Below are 16,376 nucleotides of genomic sequence, written 5' to 3' on the forward strand. Positions count from 1 at the left end.
GCCTTTTTGGGCAAACTCTTTTTGCCAGCGGTATATGCTCTTTTCTTTTGCCCCGAAAGCCTGCGCCGCGGCCTTTACGCCGTATAGCTTGGCGTAGCCTAGGACTTCTGATTTATCTAGGACTTTGCGAGCTAGAGCCGCTCTATTATCTTCACTAGAACTATGGTGGCGCAGATCACGATTAACGACGGCGTCGAGATTTTTATTTTTCCGCCCAGCAGCAAGGTCGCCGCTATGATCCAAACCAATACTTCCACTTTTTAACTCCTCTAGGTTAGAGACCGTATAAACGGCGTTTACTTCCTCATTTCCTTGACTTGCGCCAGTATCCCGAGCACCACTAGCCCCACGGCTCCTATCGCGCCTACTAACAAGATCGTTAGCGATAGCAGCATTATTATCTCGCCCGCTTCCATACTCTTCTCCTTTAACGAACTTTAACGGACGGACGGATGCGTTATTTCCCAAATTTACCCTAAAGGCCTCATCCGCCCGTGAAAATTCGCTATTTGCGTCTAAATTTATAGGCATTTGCGCGTCGCTTGCACCGTTTGTCGAGCCATGAGCGGAGGTTTCGTCGCCGCTCAAGTTATCGTCGATCCAAATTTGAAGGGTTTTACCCCCGCGACCTATGCCATCTATGTATGAATACGAAAAATATTTCGTATCAATAGTTAAAAATTTTTGCCTATCATTTTGGGCTTTAACTACACATCTTTGCAGTTTCCTTAAATTTACGCCCAAAATTTCCGCAGCCCGCTTAGAATTTACCCACATTAACTAGCCTTCCTTTTTCGTAGCCCCTGCGGTAGCGTAGATATGATCTTCTCTTTTTTTAAGGCTAAAAATACCGCCTTAGTGTTGCCGTTGCTGTAGTTTTTGCCCGTGAGTTTGCCGTTTACAACGTAGTAGGTAGTGAGATAGTCCAGGCCGTGCTTATTTGCCCACCATTTTATGTTTATGCCGTTATCTTTAAAATACTGCTTTATCATTTACGCTCCTTTCTTGTTTTTCATTGTTAAAGTAAAAATTTTAAGTCCTTGCTCGCTATAATGTTTATTAACTATAAAAACCACAAAGGAGTTTTTGATGTTTGGTTTTTTTAAACGTCACCCCGAACAAGTAGTGACAGATTGCGATCAGCACGATAAAAATTCGGCCGCAAAAAAGATAGAAAACTACGAAAAAAATTTAAAACTAAATCTCGAAGCTAAGCGCAAAGATTTAGATAATATAACTACCTCGATAATCCCGTTTCAGCTTACCCTGATAAGGATGTTTTTATGGCTATCGTTTAGCTCCTTGGGCGCCGTTTTTTACTTCGTAAAACCTGACAGAATAATTAATGTATGTCAAGCGTATTTTTTAGTTCTTATTTCGCTAACCGTTATCTGCACGGCGATCGTCTGCTTGATGGCTATTAAAGAAAGCGCCGATAGACCCACCGCGCACCTTGATAATAACTATTTTCGAGACAATATCAATCAAGACGATTATGAACACGTCAATGGATTGATAGCTATGCTTGACGTCACGACAAAAGCTTTAGACATCGCCGCAAAAAGCATGGCTAAAGCCGGTAAAATGCTAAGACGCGCTATATATCTATCTCTTGCTACATTATTTTTTATTTTTTCTCTCGCAGTCGTTTCTATATATCCCATGAAAGGAGGTGAAAATATGGCTGAAGAACAAAAAGACGTCAAAGTTAGTACCGATTTAACCAATGATACTCGTCCGGCTTTTAAATCCGTTGCAGAGATTAAGCCGGCCGTATTGCAAGCAAATAATCGCGAAAGCATCAATAACGAGTCTTGGACCGAAGGTGGCGGCTACAATATCACGTCAAGCGACCAAAACCAGACGGATACCGCGACATCCGGCGAGAAAGACAAAAAATAGCCCTCTTCTCCGCCCTCTGGCGGAGAACTATTCATCAAACAAAAACGCATAGCTGCATAGTACGAATACTATCCACCAAACAAAGTCGTCCATAGGATCTCCTTTTTACCTTAACAATGAAAAATTTAAAGAACAAGTTTTAATTTAAATTAAACTTTAAAAAAGTATAATTTTGAAATAAAATTAAAAGTATTATACGAAAATATTTTCGTCTTGTCAAGGGGTAAATGTGGATTTAGGAAAAAAAATTCGTATTGCAAGAGAGGAACGAGGCTTAAATCAGGCAGAACTGGCAAGTAAACTCAATATAACAAGTAGAACTTTACAAAATTATGAGTATGGAACAAGCATTCCTGATATAAAAATAGTGCAAGAAATGGCTAAAATTTTTGAAATTCAAGTTAGTTATTTTTTGGATGAAAATTTTGACGTAAGTACTGACGTTAGTAGTGTCGTAAGTGCCGACAAAGATGACGTTAGTAGTGTCGTAAGTGCTAAAAGTGTCTCCCAAAACAAAAAAGTGTCTCCCAATAATCAAAATTCTGTCTCCCAATCCGAAAAAATGAAAAAACTTGACGAGATCGCCTCGGGCAATAAAAACAAGATAATAAATTTACGCTTTTTCGACAACGTAAGCGCGGCTGCCGGTTACGGCGCAAACAACGACGATGAGAGCTTTGAGATCATTGAGGTGACGGCTAAATTTTTGAGTAAAATTTTGCGCGTAATCCCTCAAGAATACGATGTTATCAGCGTATTGGGCGATAGTATGGAGCCGCTGGTTAAAAACGGCGATATGGTGCTAGTTAAGCCTACGAGCGAGGCAAGCAACGGTGAGATAGTGATTGCGAATTTAGGCGGCGATTTGTATGTTAAAAAGTTGCTTCGAGACCCCATAAAAAGGAACGTTAGGCTAACTTCTATGAATAATTTTTATGAAGATATCGTTATAGAAGAAGATGAGCTTGAGCAGCTCAATATCGTGGGCGTAGTAAAAAAAGTGATGTCGTCGAATATTATTGCGACATAACGCCCATTCTATCGCTACTCTAAACACTTTTTTACGCTTTTCTAACCGCTGTCGCCAAAGTGTATGATTTTTGTCAACTGTTCGCAACCCTTTTCAACACTTTGTCAATTTCATTGAAATGAGAAAAATCTCATCTCAAACCCCCACCACTACGCACTTATCTAGCTCTTTTTTCTTTGACCTAAAATTCTCATTTCATACGATAATTTACAAAATTTAAAATCAACCTCGACCTTAAATGTCCCGCTTAGCCGCAGCATGAGCGCTTTTTTGGGATATTTGGCCTCGGGCTCGCGCGCCACGGTAAAGCCCACGCCCTCTTTGCACGCGTTTTGATCTTTTGCTTCGCCGCTATCTTGCGCGGCAGGCTGCTTTGCGGGGGCTAAATTTGAGCTAGGCAGCGAGCTTTGCTCGGCGGGTAAAATTTGACTCGGTGCTGGTACTGGTTCAAATTTAGACTCCTCTTTTACCGTTTGCGCCTGCTTTGGCGAAATTTGCTTTTTTATTTTTGGCTTTGGGGGTTGCTTTTTCTCCTCCTTTGGCTTTTTGGGTTCCGGCTCTACCGGCTTTGGTTCTAAAATTTCGGGCTTGAGCTCGGGCTCGGGCTCAAATTTGATCGGTTTGGGCTGTGTTTCTTGCAGCCATTCCATAGGTTTTTCTAGCGGCTCCGCGCTTTGAGGCGGCATATACTCTCTAGTCTCTTTGCTGGGCTCTTCTTGCCTCAAATTTAGCTTTATCTTGATCGTTTCTTGCGGTTTTGCGCTCTCTATCTGGCGCGAGTTTAACGGCAAAAAAAGCAGAGCCAAATTTAAAACGAGCGAGACTAGAAAATAGCGCATTATTTACTTAGCATCTCGTAAAATTTATCTACGGCTTCGCCTATGCGAGGCGTTCCTCTAAGTAGCAGCGAGGAGGGCACGGTGAGTACTTTGCCGTTTTTTGCGGCGGTCGTTTTTTTAAGTACCGGATTTTGTTTTAGGAAATTTTCGCCATCTCCGCCCATACCGCCGATAACGACGATAAAGTCTGGATTTTGCGATAAGATAAACTCTGTCGAGACGATCGGAGTCGAGCCCTCTACGCTATCGGCGATGTTTTTTAGTCCGAGTTTGTTAAAGATATCGCCCGGCAGCGTCTTTGAGCTAAAGCCCGTAAGCGGCGTCGAGGAAAATACCGCTAGTATCTTTTTGCCCTTTACTTCGCTGGTTGCAAAAGAGTCGATTTTGGATTTTATCTCGTTTACGACTTCGCTTGCTTTTTGCTCTTTGCCTGTTACTTTGCCGATTTCTTCGATATTTTTGTAGATATCGCCGACGCTATCTGCTTTTAGCGTGAGGGTTTTTAGGTTAAATTTAGCAAGGCTCTCGTTTACGTTTGCCGAGTGAAAGCTGGTGATAACAAGATCGGGCTTTAGCTCGACGATCTGCTCGATATTTGGCTTTGTGTACGTGCCTACGCTTTTTAGCTTTACGGTTTGATCCTCGGGCCAAATTTTAGAAAACTGAAGCGTAGCGATGGCCGCTAGCTGATCCTGCGCGCCTAGCATATAGACTATCTCGACGACTGATGGGTCTAGTACGACTAGTTTTTTGGGCGCGTTTGCGGTTAAATTCGCCAAAAGACAACCGGCTGCAAGTAAAAGTGCGGCTATTTTTTTCATAGAAAATCCTTTCAAATTTGATTTGTAAATTTATCGCTTTACGGGCACGACGAACGGCATCCCGTCGTGTTCTAAAATTTCGCAGTCTAGTCCGTAAATTTCATATAAAATTTCTTTCGTATAAAGCTGCTTTGCCGTGCCTGCGTAGCGTATCTCGCCGTCTTTTAGCATCACGAGTTCGTCGCAAAACATAGCGGCTAAATTTAGATCGTGTAGCACGGCTACGGAGAGTAAATTTAGCTCTCTGGTCAAATCCTCGCAGATCTTTAGCATCTGAACCCCGTAGTTTAGATCCAGCGCGCTCGTAGGCTCGTCAAGAAGCAAAATCTTTGGCTCACTAACTAGCGCTCTAGCAAGCAGTACGCGCTGAAATTCGCCGCCGCTTAAAGAGTGGGCGCTGCGTTTGGCAAACTGCTCTACGTCAAGCAGGCGCATGATCTCGTAGGTTTTGGCTACGTCGTTTGCGTCGTATCCGCTAAACTGGCTTTTTAGATGGCAAAAGCGCCCTGTTAGCACGATATCTTCGACCGTTAGGGGCATGCTTAGAACCGTTTTTTGCGGCACGAAGCCTAAAATTTTAGCCAGCTCTTTTAGCGAATAATCCTCCAGCTTTTTGTTTTCTAGCGTGATCACGCCGCTATTTGGCGATAAAATTCTTAGGATATTTTTTAAAAGAGTGGATTTGCCGCAGCCGTTTGGGCCCAAAATCCCTACGAAACGACCGTTTTTGAGGCTTAAATTTACGTTTTTTAGTATCTCTTTTTTGCCGTAGCTAAAGCATAGTTTTTCTACTTTCACCTTATATGCTCCTGCTTGAACGGATAGCTAAAAATAGAAAAAACGGAGCGCCAAAAAACGCCGTAACCACGCCGATAGGCACCTCGGTCGGGCTTAGGACGCTTTTGCCTATCGTGTCGCAGGCTAGCAGGAAAAATCCGCCCGCAAAGGCGCTAATTGGTATCAAAACGATGTTACTCGAGGTTTTTAGTATCATGCGCAGCGTATGCGGGATGATGAGGCCCACAAAGCCTATCATGCCCGTAAACGCGACCGAAAACGCCACGGCTAAAGACGAGACGATGAGTAGGTGTTTTTTCATCTTTTCGACGTCCACGCCTAGGCTTTGAGCCTCTTCGTCGCCGCTTAGGATGACGTTTAACTCAAATCGCTTAAAGTAAAAATACGCCATAGATAGCACGAGAGGAACGCTGATGTAGGCGATCTTTTCCCAGTTGGCAGAGCCCACGTAGCCCATCATCCACGCTACTATCTTAAAGCTATCCTCGCCGATGAGGTAGGTCGCAAAGCTCGTAAACGCGCCCAAAAACGACGAAAACGCGATACCGATGATAAGAAGCGTGGCGATGGATTTGCCTTTTTTAGAGAGTTTAAAGATTAGCACTGAAAGTATCGCCGCGCTAAAAAAGGCAAACACGCCGTAGTAAAAATCGGGAAGCTTTAAAAGATAGGCCGCCACGGCGCCAAAGGTCGCGGCGGAGGCGATGCCGATGATGTAGGGATCGGCTAACGGGTTTAAAAACACGCTTTGCACGACGACGCCGGAGCTTGCTAACAGCATACCGATCAAAAAGGCCATTATGACGCGCGGCAGGCGGATTTCTAGCAGGATGGTTTCCTTTATCTCGTCTATCTCGCCGCCGCTTGCAAATTTGATGATATCTTGCCACGAGATATCGGCGCCGCCAAGACTAAGCGAAAATATAAAAAGCAGCGCCGTAAGCACCGCCAAAACCGCCGTAACTCCGTTTTTAGTAGGCATACTTAAACTCTACGTAGTAGTTTCTCTCGTCGGCGGGCTCGTATATGTCCTCTAGCTCGCTTTGATAGGAGTTGTATTTTTTGTTGAATAAATTTTTAACTCCAGCAGAAACCGAAAATCCGCCTTTAAATTTATACTTCGCGCCAAGATCTACTAGCGTTCTAGACACGGTTTGCGTCTCGTAGCCCGAGATATCGGTCACGCCCGAGTAGATAGCTCTTTTTAGCTTTGATAGGTATTTGACGTCAAGGAGTAAATTTAAATCCTTGATCGGCTCGTAGTCGATGCTAGCGACAAATTTGCTCTTTTGTACGGTCGGCACCTCCATGCCTTTGTTGTTGCCTTTTTTAAATTCGGCTTTTACGTAGGAGAAGGTCTGGCTGGTTTTTAGATTGTCTAAAATTTGCTGCTCGGCGTAGAGCTCGGCTCCGTATCTCCTGACGTCGTCTAAATTTATAAAAAACCAGCCGTCGGTTATGTTATTTGTGAGCGTTCTGGTGTAGATTTCGTTTTTCGTATCGGTTAAAAACACGGTCGCGCTTATGAAATTATCATAGATCATATCTCTCACGCCAAGCTCGTAGGTTTGGTAGGTTTCGGATTTTAGATTGTTTACTACGTAGTCGGTTCTGTTTGGCTTATCCACAAACTGAACGGGCGAGGGCGAGACGAATCCGCGCTCAAATTTAAAATAAACGTTGCCGGTGTCTGAGTATTTAAAGCTAGGCGTTATCTCAAAGGCGTGGTTGTCCGAGTTTTTCTTGCCTTTAAAGGACGAAGCGCTAGTTATCGTCCGGCCAGGCGTCATCTTTACTACGGAGTTTGAGCGCCTATCCATATCGTTTCTAGCTAGCTCGAACCTATACCCTGCGCTCAAAGAAAACTGATCGGTGAAGTCGTGCTTTTCTAACACGTAAAACGAATGCGTTTTCTTTTCTACGTCAAATTTGGTCGTGACGTCGGCGCTTACCATGATAGGGCCGCGTCTTCCGGTGGATTTCGAGCGTATAGATCTTTTGGCCTCTTGTCTTAAAAAATCGTAACCGAATATAAAATCTCCGCTGCCGTAGCCGTATTTGCCCTTAAATTTAGCCCCGGCTTGTTTGTCGGTTAGCCCTAGCGCTCCGCTGCCACCGTCTTTGTAGGCGCTATAGGAGTCCATAGTTAGTTTTTGATAGTAAGGCGATAGATTAAACGTCAGCGCATCGTTTAAATTTATAGAGTAGTCGGCGTTTACGCTAACTCTTTTGTTTAGATAGTCGGTTTTACTTGATCCTGCTTGTCTTCTGTCTTGCTCTAGCTGAGCTTTGCTTAGGGCGCCGGTGGTGCGGCTTTTGTCTTTAAAATAGCTTGAGTTTATAGATAGCGCCTGATCGTCCGTTATCTGATAGGTTAGGCCGCCCGAGACGTAGTCCTCTTTGGTTTTATCTCCGCGTCTATAACCGTTTGAGTCAGATTTCTTCGCGTTTAGTTTTAAAGATAGTGCGTCGGTTACTCCGCCGCCGACGTTTAGGGCTACGTCTTTATAGGAGTAGGAGGCTAGCTTGCTAGATACGCCGGCGTAAAATTTCTTTTTGCTCTTTTTGGTGATGATATTTATCACGCCTCCCATCGTGCCGCTGCCGTATAACACGGTGCCGCCCCCAGGGACTATCTCTATCCTATCTACGTCCTCGATAGGTATCATATCTACGGGGATTCTAGTTGGAGTAGTGTCGATCATGTTTAGCGCGACGCCGTCCACCATCACCTTTACGGTCGTGGTCGATCTAGCCGACGAGCTCCTTCTGGAACCTTGTCCGCGCATATCTACGTTGTTGCCGTTTAGGCTGACGCCAGGAGCCTTTTCGAGAGCTTCTTTGATATCGCGGTATCCTCGATCCTCTATCTCTTTTGCGGTTATTACCGTTACGTTTCTAACCTCGTCTTTTAGCGCGCTCTCAAAGCCAGTCGTGGTTATGACGGTGGCGTCTAGTCTAGTGGAGTCGCTATCTGCGGCATATAAATTTATACTTGCTATCAGCGAAAGCGCGATAGCTCCTTTGCTTGATTTAGCAATCATAGTTGTTCTCCTTGGTTAAATTTACAGGGAGATAAAACCGGGTTCATTTTCTATCCTTTGGGCTTTTTCTTGATATTTAGCTCGACGTTTTGCGTGCCGCTATCTTTTAAAATAGAGATCAAATTTACGACCTCGCCGTAGTTTATCGCTTCATCGGCGTTTAGTTTGACGCTCTCTTTTTGCTTTGGGGTTAAATTTGCGATTTGCGCGGCTAGATCTGCTAAATTTAAGCTTTTTTGCTCGCCGTTTATACTCAAAAGCACTTCGCCGTTAAGTAGATAAAAAACCTCGACGTTTTTGGTATCTTTTTCGTCCAAATTTGACGCGCTTTGGGGCAGGGCGATGTCGATGTGGGCAAATTTGTTAAAAGAGGTCGTGACCATAAAAAATAGCAAAAGCACAAATATCACGTCGATCAAATTTAACATCGAGATGCCGGCGTATCTGGATTTATCTCTGCGGACATACTTCACAGCTTCTCCTTTCAAAACTGCGGCCAAACAGGCTCATAATGCGGTTTAGATCGTTTAGGATGAAATCTATTTTCTTGCTAATCATAAGAAAAAATATCACGCAAGGAATCGCCACTATAAGCCCAAAAGCCGTCGTATAAAGCGCCTCGGAGATACCGACCGCAACTAGCGGAGCGTCCACTCCGCCGCTAAGTCCGCTAAAGGCCTTTATCATACCAACTATCGTGCCAAGCAGGCCTAGCTGCGGGCTCGCGCTCGCGCAAAGTCCCAGTATCCACGTGCGCCGCTCAAGCGAGGTTAGCTGCATGGATACGGCCTCCTCGGCGATGTAGTCGATCTGCGTTTTGCTAGCGCCTTCGCCCAAATTTTCCGCGACGAAAAGCGCGGTTTTAGCAAGCGAGTTTTTGTAGCTTTTGCAAAATTCTTTGATTTTTGCGTAGTCGCCTTCTAAAATGAGATTGCAAAGCTTGATCTTAAACGAACTAGTCGCATCTATCTCGGTAAATAAAAAATACGCTCCCTTTTCAAGAAGCACCGCGATACCGAGCACCGAGAGGCAAAATATCGGCCACATAAATATACCGCCGACTTCTATATACTCAAACATTTTAATCCTAATATTAATTATCAAAAGCGGTTTATTATACCGCTGCTATCATTAATCGGTAATAAAATTTGACGAGATTTCATAACGTTAGATAACAAAATCCAAATAACGTTTCGCAGAAAAAAACGGAGCGTCCAAAAAGGCAAATTTAGGGCGTAAAGCCCTAAATTTAGCGGTTTAGTAGGTGTACTTAAACTCTACGTAGTAGTTTCTCTCGTTTGCCGGACTGTACTCGTAGATGCCGGTTTGGTTGTTTTTGCCTTGGTAGTCGTAGTATTTTTTGTTAAAGAGATTTTTTACGCCTCCTGTTATGCCAAATCCGTTTTTAAATTTATACGAAACGCCCGCGTCCACGATGCTGCGAGATGAGATGTCGTCGTAGTTTACGTCCTTTTTCTTTGAGTAAAATTTATAGTCCGCAAACAAGTGCAAGTCGTTCACGATCTCGTAGTCCGCGCCGAATATAAATTTGTGTTTTGAGACGTACGGTACCTCTTTGCCCGCGTTATCGCCTTTTTTGATTGTGGCGTTTACGTAGGCGTAGGACTGGCTTAAAATCAGCCTATCAAAGAGATTTTGCCTGCTAAAAAACTCAAATCCGTAGCGTCTAGTTTTTGCGATGTTGTAGTATTTCCAAGCGTCTCCGTGGTTGGCCCCGAGCTCGACATAGGCTATCTCGTCGCTAGTATCGGTTAAAAACACGGTAGCGTTTACCGGCATGCTCGCGACGTGATCTTTTAGTCCGATCTCGTAGGTGTTAAATTTTTCCGATTTTAGATCGTTAAATTTATATTGCTTGGTCACCTGATCTTTGTCGGTTAGCTGAGAAGGCGAGGGCGAGATGTAGCCGCGCTCAAATTTAAAATAGACGTTTCCAGTGTCTGAGTATCTGAAATTTGGCGTAAACTCAAACGCGTGGTTATCGATATCTCTGCCGTCGCTTATGGCGTTGTAGCTAGTCATCGGAGGAAAAGGTATGCCGTTTCTAAAGCCCTTCATGTCTGAAACTCTGCTAGCCTCGTACTGCGCAAGCTCAAATCTATACCCAAAGCTCAGATCAAAAAGCTTGGTAAATTTATGCTTTTCCATAAAATAAAATGCGTGAGTGGTCTTTTGTAGATCTAGCGTCGTGTCGTGCTTTAGGCTTATCACGGGCGATGTTTTCACCTCGTAGTGCGACTCTCTCTCGCCTTTGTTTTGCTCGTAGTCGTAGCCAAAGATAAACTCGCCGCTGCCGTAGTCGAGCTTGTTTTTAAAATTTACGCCGTATTTTTTATCGCCGAAAAGCCCCTCCATCGGATAGCGCACGCCGCGAGCCGACTCGGTCGATGAAGTTTTGATTTTTATTTTTTGATAATACGGCATCAAATTTACCGAGTAAAAGTCGTTAAATTTGCCCTCGCAAACGGCGTTAACGTCGATTTTTTCGTTTTCAAAGAGCTTTGTTAGGCCGTTATTTGCGTTTTGTCTTCGGTTTTGCGAGACTTGGTCTTGGGTTAGGGTGCCAGGATCGTTTCTTTTTGATTTAAAGATACTAGGCGTCAAATTTAGCGAGTGGGAGTCGTTAAATTTGTAGTTTAGTCCGCCGCTTAGATAGTATCCGCACTCCTTGTAGTCGTGTCTGTAGCCTTTTTGACTGAATGCTTTGCCACTAAATTTTAAAAACAGATCCTCGCTCACGTTTCCGCCGACGGTGGCTGCGGCGTCGCGGTAGCTATACGAGCCTATCTTGGAGCTCACGTTTGCGAAAAAATCGCGCGGCTTTTGCTTGGTGATGATATTTACCACGCCGCCTCTAGTGCCGCTGCCGTAGAGCACTGCTCCGCCTCCTGGCGTCACTTAGACCTGCTCGATGTCCTCGATCGCGATCATCTCAAGCGGTATGATGCCGTGCGCCGCATCGACCATATTTATCGGCACTCCGTTTAGCATGATTTTTACGGCCATAGTTGGCGTCGCGCCGTCTCCGCGCATGCCTTGTCCGCGCATGTCTATGTTTTCGCCTAGGCTTGAGGTGCTGACGAAATCGACGCTAGGGATCTTTTCTACGAGCTCTTTTACCGAGCGGTAGCCGTAGGCCTCGACGTCTGCTTTGGTTACGACGAATATATTTCTAGTCTCTTCTTTTAGCGCGCTTTCAAAACCCGTCGCCGTTACTATGGCGGCGTCTAACGTGACGTTTTGGGTTTGCGCGTTTAGGCTTGCGTCTGCAGCTAGCGACAAAAGTATAAATTTGCCGCCTTGCGCACCTAATCTTTTTTTGCTCATTTTAACTCCCTTTGGTTTTATCATAATTAATAATGATAAAATTTTCGTTAGTAAATTTAGATGATATTTTTTATTTAAATTTGCAGACGATTTTGAGCGTTTAAATCGTAAAATTTAAAGATCAAATTTAAAATACTTAAAACAAATTTGATGCGAAGTAAAGTTTGGAGGGTTTAAATTTGAGGGTTAAATTTGGCGTAAAAACAAGCAAGCGCGGTAAATTTGCGCTCCCGCTAAAGAAGCAAGAGAGGATTACCCCTCCATGCTATTTACGACGTTTATGACCTCGTCGCGTAGGCTCTCGACCGTTAGTTCGGCTTTTTTCTCAAACGGCACGAAGACCTCGCCCTCATCGCACGCGATGTGCATGCCGTCCTCGGTGATATCGGTCATTTTGACGTTTTGCGGGTTCGTAAAGCCGCCAAATTTCGCGCACATATCCTCTGTAAGGCCGATGAAGTTATCATTCATCATACCTAGCGCCATCTCTTTGGCTTCTCTTGCCTCTTCGCTTAGCTGCATTATGTCTCCTTGATTTTAAAATGATATCCGTTATTTTAACCATCTTTAGCTGAAATTTAGCCCTTAACGAGCGCGATTTGCCCGTTTCGTATCTCGTAAATTTTATCCGCCACGTCAAAATACGCATCGTCGTGGCTGATCGCAAAAACAGTGTAGCCTTGCGCCTTAAGCCCTGGCAAAAACTCCGTATAAAAATGCCGCCTAAACTCGGGGTCTTGATCGGCCGCCCACTCGTCAAGGATCAAAAATTTACGCTTTTCAAGCAACGCCGCGACCATCGCGAGGCGCTTTTTCTGGCCTTGGGAGAGATTTAGCGTGCTAAAATTCCCGTCTTTTACGCTTACTTTGTTTTCTATCGACATCTTTTTTAGCAGCCCCTCTATCAGTGCCAGATCGTCGCTCATAACCTCGTCAAAGAGATAAAAGTCGCTAAACACCGCGCTGATCGTGTTTGCGTAGCTTTTTAAATTTGACTCGGTGATCTTGACGTCATCTGCGAACATCTCGCCGCTTTTTGGCGCTAAAAGCCCTGCTAAAATCATAAATAGCGTACTTTTGCCGCTACCGTTTTTACCGATCAAAAAGACCGTCTCGCCGCGCTTAATTTCTAAATTTATATCTTTTAGCGCAAATTCGCTCCCCTCGTCGTAGGCGAAATTTATATCTTTTAGGCGTAGTTTTTGCCAAATTTGCGGAGCCGTCTCGCCCAACTCAAACTCCGGCTCAAAGGGCGCTAGGTCTAGCTTTTTTAGCCGCTCGTAAGCGATACGCGCGCGAAATACGCTAGGCACCGAGTAAAGCAGCATCATGAGAGGCGCTCGCAAAAAAAGTATCGCTAGCGCAACCGTGATCGCGTCTTGCAGGCTTGCGGCGTCGTAGGCTAGGCAAAAATATATCTCGATACCCACGGCGCCTAACATCACGGTGTTTAGCCAGTTGCTCATAAAGGATTGATGGATCTCGGCTTTTACGATGTTTTCGCGCAGGCTTTTTGCGTTTGGGATAAAGCGGTTCCAAAAAAGCCGCTTTGCGCGGGCTAAATTTAAGCTAAGCTCCCTATGCCCCTCGATGCAGGTCTGATAGTCGCGGTACAGCGCATCCTCGCCGTTACGGCATTGTTCGTAGTATTTGTGGATATTTTTGATGAAGTATCGGCAAATCCATGTCGCCGCGCTCATCCAAAGCACCAAAAACACGAAAATCTCGGCCGAGATGTAAAGCACGTAAGCGCCCGTCGCGCCGATGATAAGCACGCCTTGGATAATGCTTGGCACTTGCATAAAGCCGTCGGTTAGGCTGCGCACGTCGCTTGAGAGCGAGGCGATCAAATTTGACTTGCCCGCGGCTACGATTTTTTGATTTGCGGTATCTAGGATCCGTTTTATCGTTTTGGCTCGCAGCTCGTAGACAAAGTCGTTGCCGATTACGCTAAGAGCGATGCGCGAGAGCACCGAAAAGCCCAAAAACAAAATCAAAAGCGCAAAAAATGCGAGCAAAATTTGAGCGTCTTGTTCTTTTAAATTTAAGAGGTATTTGTTGATAAAGGCTAGTATCAGGATCCCAGAGCCGCTAAAAACGGCGCTAGATACGATCATGGCGATGATTTGCCAAAGCGTTTTTTTTGATATTTTTTTAAACATTTTCATTCTTTTTGAGAGCTTATTTCATTTTAGCCGCCATTTTATAAGAATATTTTTAAAATTTCGCTAAAATCGGGCTTTATTTAAAGGAGAAATTTGCAAACGGTTTTGCGGGTCGTATCGACCAAAACTGAAGCCAAAAAATCGACGTTTTTATGCTTTTTGTGTCCTATTTGCGAGTTTAAAGCCCTTCACGAGCGCCTAAAGGCCGAGCATCCAAAGGCCGCGCACGTCGTGTGGGCGCTGCGCGAGCGAAACGGCTACGGCCAGATAGTGGAAAATCAAAGCGACGACGGCGAGCCAAAGGGCACGAGCGGGCAACCCTCGCTAAACGCGCTTAGAGGCGCCCAGCTTATAAACGCGGGCGCGCTCATCGTTCGGTATTTCGGCGGGATAAAGCTAGGCACGGGCGGACTCGTGCGAGCTTATGGCGCAGCGGTAAACGCGGCGATAGAGGAGGCTGAGGGCTGCGGCGCACTGGTTAAATTTGAGATAAAATCGCTTTGTCTGTTTTTTACGCCATATGCGCTTGGCTCGCGCTTTGAGCACTATTTTGAAAAGCGAAATCTAAGCTTTGAGCGAGAATTTAACGAGGAGGGTGCGATCTGGCGAGCGGAGTTTAACAGCGCCGAATTTGAGGAATTTCAGGCATTTGCGAGCGGGTTTGAGCAGGAAGGGTTTAGATTCTACGCCTTGCCGTTAGCCGCGAGAGAGTAAATTAAGAGGTGAAATTCACGTTGGGTTTATGCTAGACGGTTATAATTTCGCCGATTTTGACTAAGGCTTGTCTCGCGAGCGCTTTTCCGAGATTTCGCAAAATTTTCACTCCGCAGGCTATATGCCTAGCGCACGCTCAATTTTGCTTCAAAACTCGAAAAATCATCTCGCGATACTTCGCCTTATCGTTTTATGTTCAAATTTGAGTCACCGAGACCCGCATCCTGAAAAACGCAAATTTAAACCTGCACGCAGTGCAGCAACCTCTCACGTCGTAGGGGATAGGGGATTGTTAAGGGGGAAGGGAGCGACTTCGTAATTCAAGCCCCTTCCCCCTTAACAAGAAAGATTAAATTTAAGGTACAACGCTAAATTTTACAAAACCAAATTTAGCATTTTCAGGGCGCGGGTCTTGGTGCATAAAAATAAGACCGGTCAAATTTGCCAGAATCAAATTTATTCTAAATTTAAGCCACAAGGAGCGAAAATGCTTGGCAAAACGTTAAAAACAGCAGGAATAGTCGGCGCTTTGGCGCTATTTTTAGGTATATTTTTAAATTTACAAGGAGAACAGATGAATCATAATACGAAGGAGCCTGCGGTAGCAAACAAAACGATCGTGCTAGCCGGCGGTTGTTTTTGGGGCACGGAGGCCTATCTCAAGCAGCTTCCAGGCGTGGTTAGCACCTACACGGGCTACGCGAACTCAAAGGTGCCAAACCCTAGCTACGAGCAGGTATGCACTGGCGATACGAACGCCGCCGAGGCCGTCTGGGTCGAATACGACGAGTATGTGATCGACCTGCCGCATTTGCTCAAATTTTACTTTAATACCATAGATCCGACCAGCCTAAACAAGCAAGGTGGCGACCGCGGCACGCAGTACCGTACGGGCATCTACTACACCGATGCGGCGGATGAGCCGGCGATCAGAGCCTTTATCGCCGAGCAACAAAAAAACTATAAAGCACCCATCGTAACGGAGGTCGCGCCGCTAGAAAATATATATAAAGCCGAGGAGTATCATCAGGACTATCTGGACAAAAACCCGCACGGCTACTGCCACGTGACCTTTGAGAGTTTGCCTAAAAAGGGCGAAATTTTAAGCGACAAGAAGCGTGATATGAAGCAAAATCTGCAAAACTACAAAAATAAAGACGACTCGGCGCTAAAAAATGAGCTCAGCGCCATCTCCTACGACGTCGTAAAACGCGCTGCGACCGAGCGTCCGCACAGCAGCGAGCTAAACGCCGAGGAGCGCATCGGCATCTATGTTGATATCACAAACGGTCAGCCGCTCTTTAGCTCGTACGATAAATTTGACGCTGGCTGCGGGTGGCCGAGCTTTACGAAGCCGATCGACGCGAGCCTGATCGCCGAAAAGTCCGATCTATCGCACGGTATGGTACGCACCGAGGTCAAAACCGCGATGTCGGATTCGCATTTGGGGCATGTATTTGACGACGGTCCGCGCGACAAAGGAGGGCTAAGATACTGCATAAACGGCGCTGCGCTGAGGTTTGTGCCGAAGGAGGAGATGGAGAAGCAGGGGTATGGGTACTTGATACCGTACCTCGACGCGCAGTATTCAGCCAAGTAAGGCTTGTCTTTTTGCCCTATACTTCGTTGCTTTTAAATTTGGCTCGGTCATTACCTACATGGTAACTCCCGTCGCCAAATTTAAAAGCGTCTCGTCTAAAGAAAAAATACTTCGC

At 45.3% G+C, this 16,376-nt stretch carries 17 protein-coding genes; 4 read left to right on the plus strand and 13 right to left on the minus strand.

The genetic code is table 11. The annotated features are described in order from the left end of the window. A partial coding sequence (locus Q0394_RS02580) for a hypothetical protein (RefSeq protein ID WP_298945434.1) occupies positions 1–777 on the minus strand: 777 nt, incomplete at its 3' end. Continuing rightward, a complete protein-coding gene (locus tag Q0394_RS02585; protein ID WP_298945435.1) occupies positions 777–992 on the minus strand; it encodes a hypothetical protein in 216 nt (71 codons plus the stop codon). The genes Q0394_RS02585 and Q0394_RS02580, both read right to left, overlap by 1 nt. Positions 993–1,089: 97 nt before the next feature. Between Q0394_RS02585 and Q0394_RS02590 the strand changes: the two genes are divergently transcribed. Next, a complete protein-coding gene (locus Q0394_RS02590) occupies positions 1,090–1,902 on the plus strand; it encodes a hypothetical protein (RefSeq protein WP_298945436.1) in 813 nt (270 codons plus the stop codon). Between the two features lie 229 nt (positions 1,903–2,131). After that, positions 2,132–2,932 carry an XRE family transcriptional regulator gene (locus Q0394_RS02595; protein WP_298945437.1) on the plus strand — a complete coding sequence of 267 codons (801 nt, stop codon included), beginning with the start codon at positions 2,132–2,134 and terminating at the stop codon, positions 2,930–2,932. Positions 2,933–3,093: 161 nt separating this feature from the next. On the opposite strand, the gene Q0394_RS02600 is transcribed toward Q0394_RS02595, so the two are convergent. From Q0394_RS02600 to Q0394_RS02650, 11 genes are all read right to left on the minus strand, one after another. Continuing rightward, positions 3,094–3,771, minus strand: a complete 678-nt coding sequence (locus Q0394_RS02600; protein WP_298945438.1) for an energy transducer TonB — start codon at positions 3,769–3,771, stop codon at positions 3,094–3,096. After that, positions 3,771–4,592, minus strand: a complete 822-nt coding sequence (locus Q0394_RS02605) for an ABC transporter substrate-binding protein (protein ID WP_298945439.1) — start codon at positions 4,590–4,592, stop codon at positions 3,771–3,773. The genes Q0394_RS02600 and Q0394_RS02605 overlap by 1 nt, the downstream gene beginning before the upstream one ends. Before the next feature lie 30 nt (positions 4,593–4,622). Further along, entirely contained in the window at positions 4,623–5,390 is a 768-nt protein-coding gene (locus tag Q0394_RS02610) for an ABC transporter ATP-binding protein (protein WP_298945440.1), read from the minus strand. 1 nt (position 5,391) lies between these two features. Next, on the minus strand, positions 5,392–6,372 hold the full coding sequence (locus Q0394_RS02615) for an iron ABC transporter permease (protein ID WP_298945441.1): 981 nt from the start codon (positions 6,370–6,372) through the stop codon (positions 5,392–5,394). Next, positions 6,362–8,434, minus strand: a complete 2,073-nt coding sequence (locus Q0394_RS02620; RefSeq protein WP_298945442.1) for a TonB-dependent receptor — start codon at positions 8,432–8,434, stop codon at positions 6,362–6,364. Before Q0394_RS02620 ends, Q0394_RS02615 begins: the two co-directional genes overlap by 11 nt. A 50-nt stretch (positions 8,435–8,484) precedes the next feature. Further along, positions 8,485–8,907: a biopolymer transporter ExbD gene (locus tag Q0394_RS02625; RefSeq protein ID WP_298945443.1), complete on the minus strand. Its 423-nt coding sequence runs from the start codon at positions 8,905–8,907 to the stop codon at positions 8,485–8,487. Continuing rightward, on the minus strand, positions 8,885–9,514 hold the full coding sequence (locus Q0394_RS02630; RefSeq protein ID WP_298085566.1) for a MotA/TolQ/ExbB proton channel family protein: 630 nt from the start codon (positions 9,512–9,514) through the stop codon (positions 8,885–8,887). The genes Q0394_RS02625 and Q0394_RS02630 overlap by 23 nt, the downstream gene beginning before the upstream one ends. A gap of 177 nt (positions 9,515–9,691) precedes the next feature. Further along, entirely contained in the window at positions 9,692–11,353 is a 1,662-nt protein-coding gene (locus tag Q0394_RS02635; protein WP_298945444.1) for a TonB-dependent receptor, read from the minus strand. Continuing rightward, positions 11,354–11,782, minus strand: coding sequence for a TonB-dependent receptor plug domain-containing protein (locus Q0394_RS02640; protein WP_298945445.1), 429 nt, complete (start codon positions 11,780–11,782; stop codon positions 11,354–11,356). 252 nt (positions 11,783–12,034) lie between these two features. After that, a complete protein-coding gene (locus Q0394_RS02645) occupies positions 12,035–12,304 on the minus strand; it encodes a DUF2470 domain-containing protein (protein WP_122867267.1) in 270 nt (89 codons plus the stop codon). A gap of 56 nt (positions 12,305–12,360) precedes the next feature. Beyond that, entirely contained in the window at positions 12,361–13,944 is a 1,584-nt protein-coding gene (locus Q0394_RS02650; protein ID WP_298945446.1) for a cyclic peptide export ABC transporter, read from the minus strand. 96 nt (positions 13,945–14,040) lie between these two features. Between Q0394_RS02650 and Q0394_RS02655 the strand changes: the two genes are divergently transcribed. Continuing rightward, positions 14,041–14,661 (plus strand): YigZ family protein, encoded by a 621-nt coding sequence (locus Q0394_RS02655; protein WP_298945447.1) that lies wholly within the window; start codon positions 14,041–14,043, stop codon positions 14,659–14,661. A 487-nt stretch (positions 14,662–15,148) separates the two neighbouring features. Further along, complete coding sequence (gene msrA / locus Q0394_RS02660) at positions 15,149–16,261, plus strand: peptide-methionine (S)-S-oxide reductase MsrA (RefSeq protein WP_298945448.1); 1,113 nt, start codon at positions 15,149–15,151, stop codon at positions 16,259–16,261. Positions 16,262–16,376 lie beyond the last annotated feature (115 nt).

This window comes from uncultured Campylobacter sp., assembly GCF_938039205.1.
Classification (GTDB): domain Bacteria; phylum Campylobacterota; class Campylobacteria; order Campylobacterales; family Campylobacteraceae; genus Campylobacter_A.

Coding starts and splice junctions, on each gene's coding strand:
- Q0394_RS02585 (WP_298945435.1), bottom strand. CDS start 992: ATGATAAAGCAGTATTTTAAAGATAACGGCATAAACATAAAATGGTGG.
- Q0394_RS02590 (WP_298945436.1), top strand. CDS start 1,090: ATGTTTGGTTTTTTTAAACGTCACCCCGAACAAGTAGTGACAGATTGC.
- Q0394_RS02600 (WP_298945438.1), bottom strand. CDS start 3,771: ATGCGCTATTTTCTAGTCTCGCTCGTTTTAAATTTGGCTCTGCTTTTT.
- Q0394_RS02605 (WP_298945439.1), bottom strand. CDS start 4,592: ATGAAAAAAATAGCCGCACTTTTACTTGCAGCCGGTTGTCTTTTGGCG.
- Q0394_RS02615 (WP_298945441.1), bottom strand. CDS start 6,372: ATGCCTACTAAAAACGGAGTTACGGCGGTTTTGGCGGTGCTTACGGCG.
- Q0394_RS02620 (WP_298945442.1), bottom strand. CDS start 8,434: ATGATTGCTAAATCAAGCAAAGGAGCTATCGCGCTTTCGCTGATAGCA.
- Q0394_RS02630 (WP_298085566.1), bottom strand. CDS start 9,514: ATGTTTGAGTATATAGAAGTCGGCGGTATATTTATGTGGCCGATATTT.
- Q0394_RS02640 (WP_298945445.1), bottom strand. CDS start 11,782: ATGAGCAAAAAAAGATTAGGTGCGCAAGGCGGCAAATTTATACTTTTG.
- Q0394_RS02645 (WP_122867267.1), bottom strand. CDS start 12,304: ATGCAGCTAAGCGAAGAGGCAAGAGAAGCCAAAGAGATGGCGCTAGGT.
- Q0394_RS02650 (WP_298945446.1), bottom strand. CDS start 13,944: ATGTTTAAAAAAATATCAAAAAAAACGCTTTGGCAAATCATCGCCATG.
- msrA (WP_298945448.1), top strand. CDS start 15,149: ATGCTTGGCAAAACGTTAAAAACAGCAGGAATAGTCGGCGCTTTGGCG.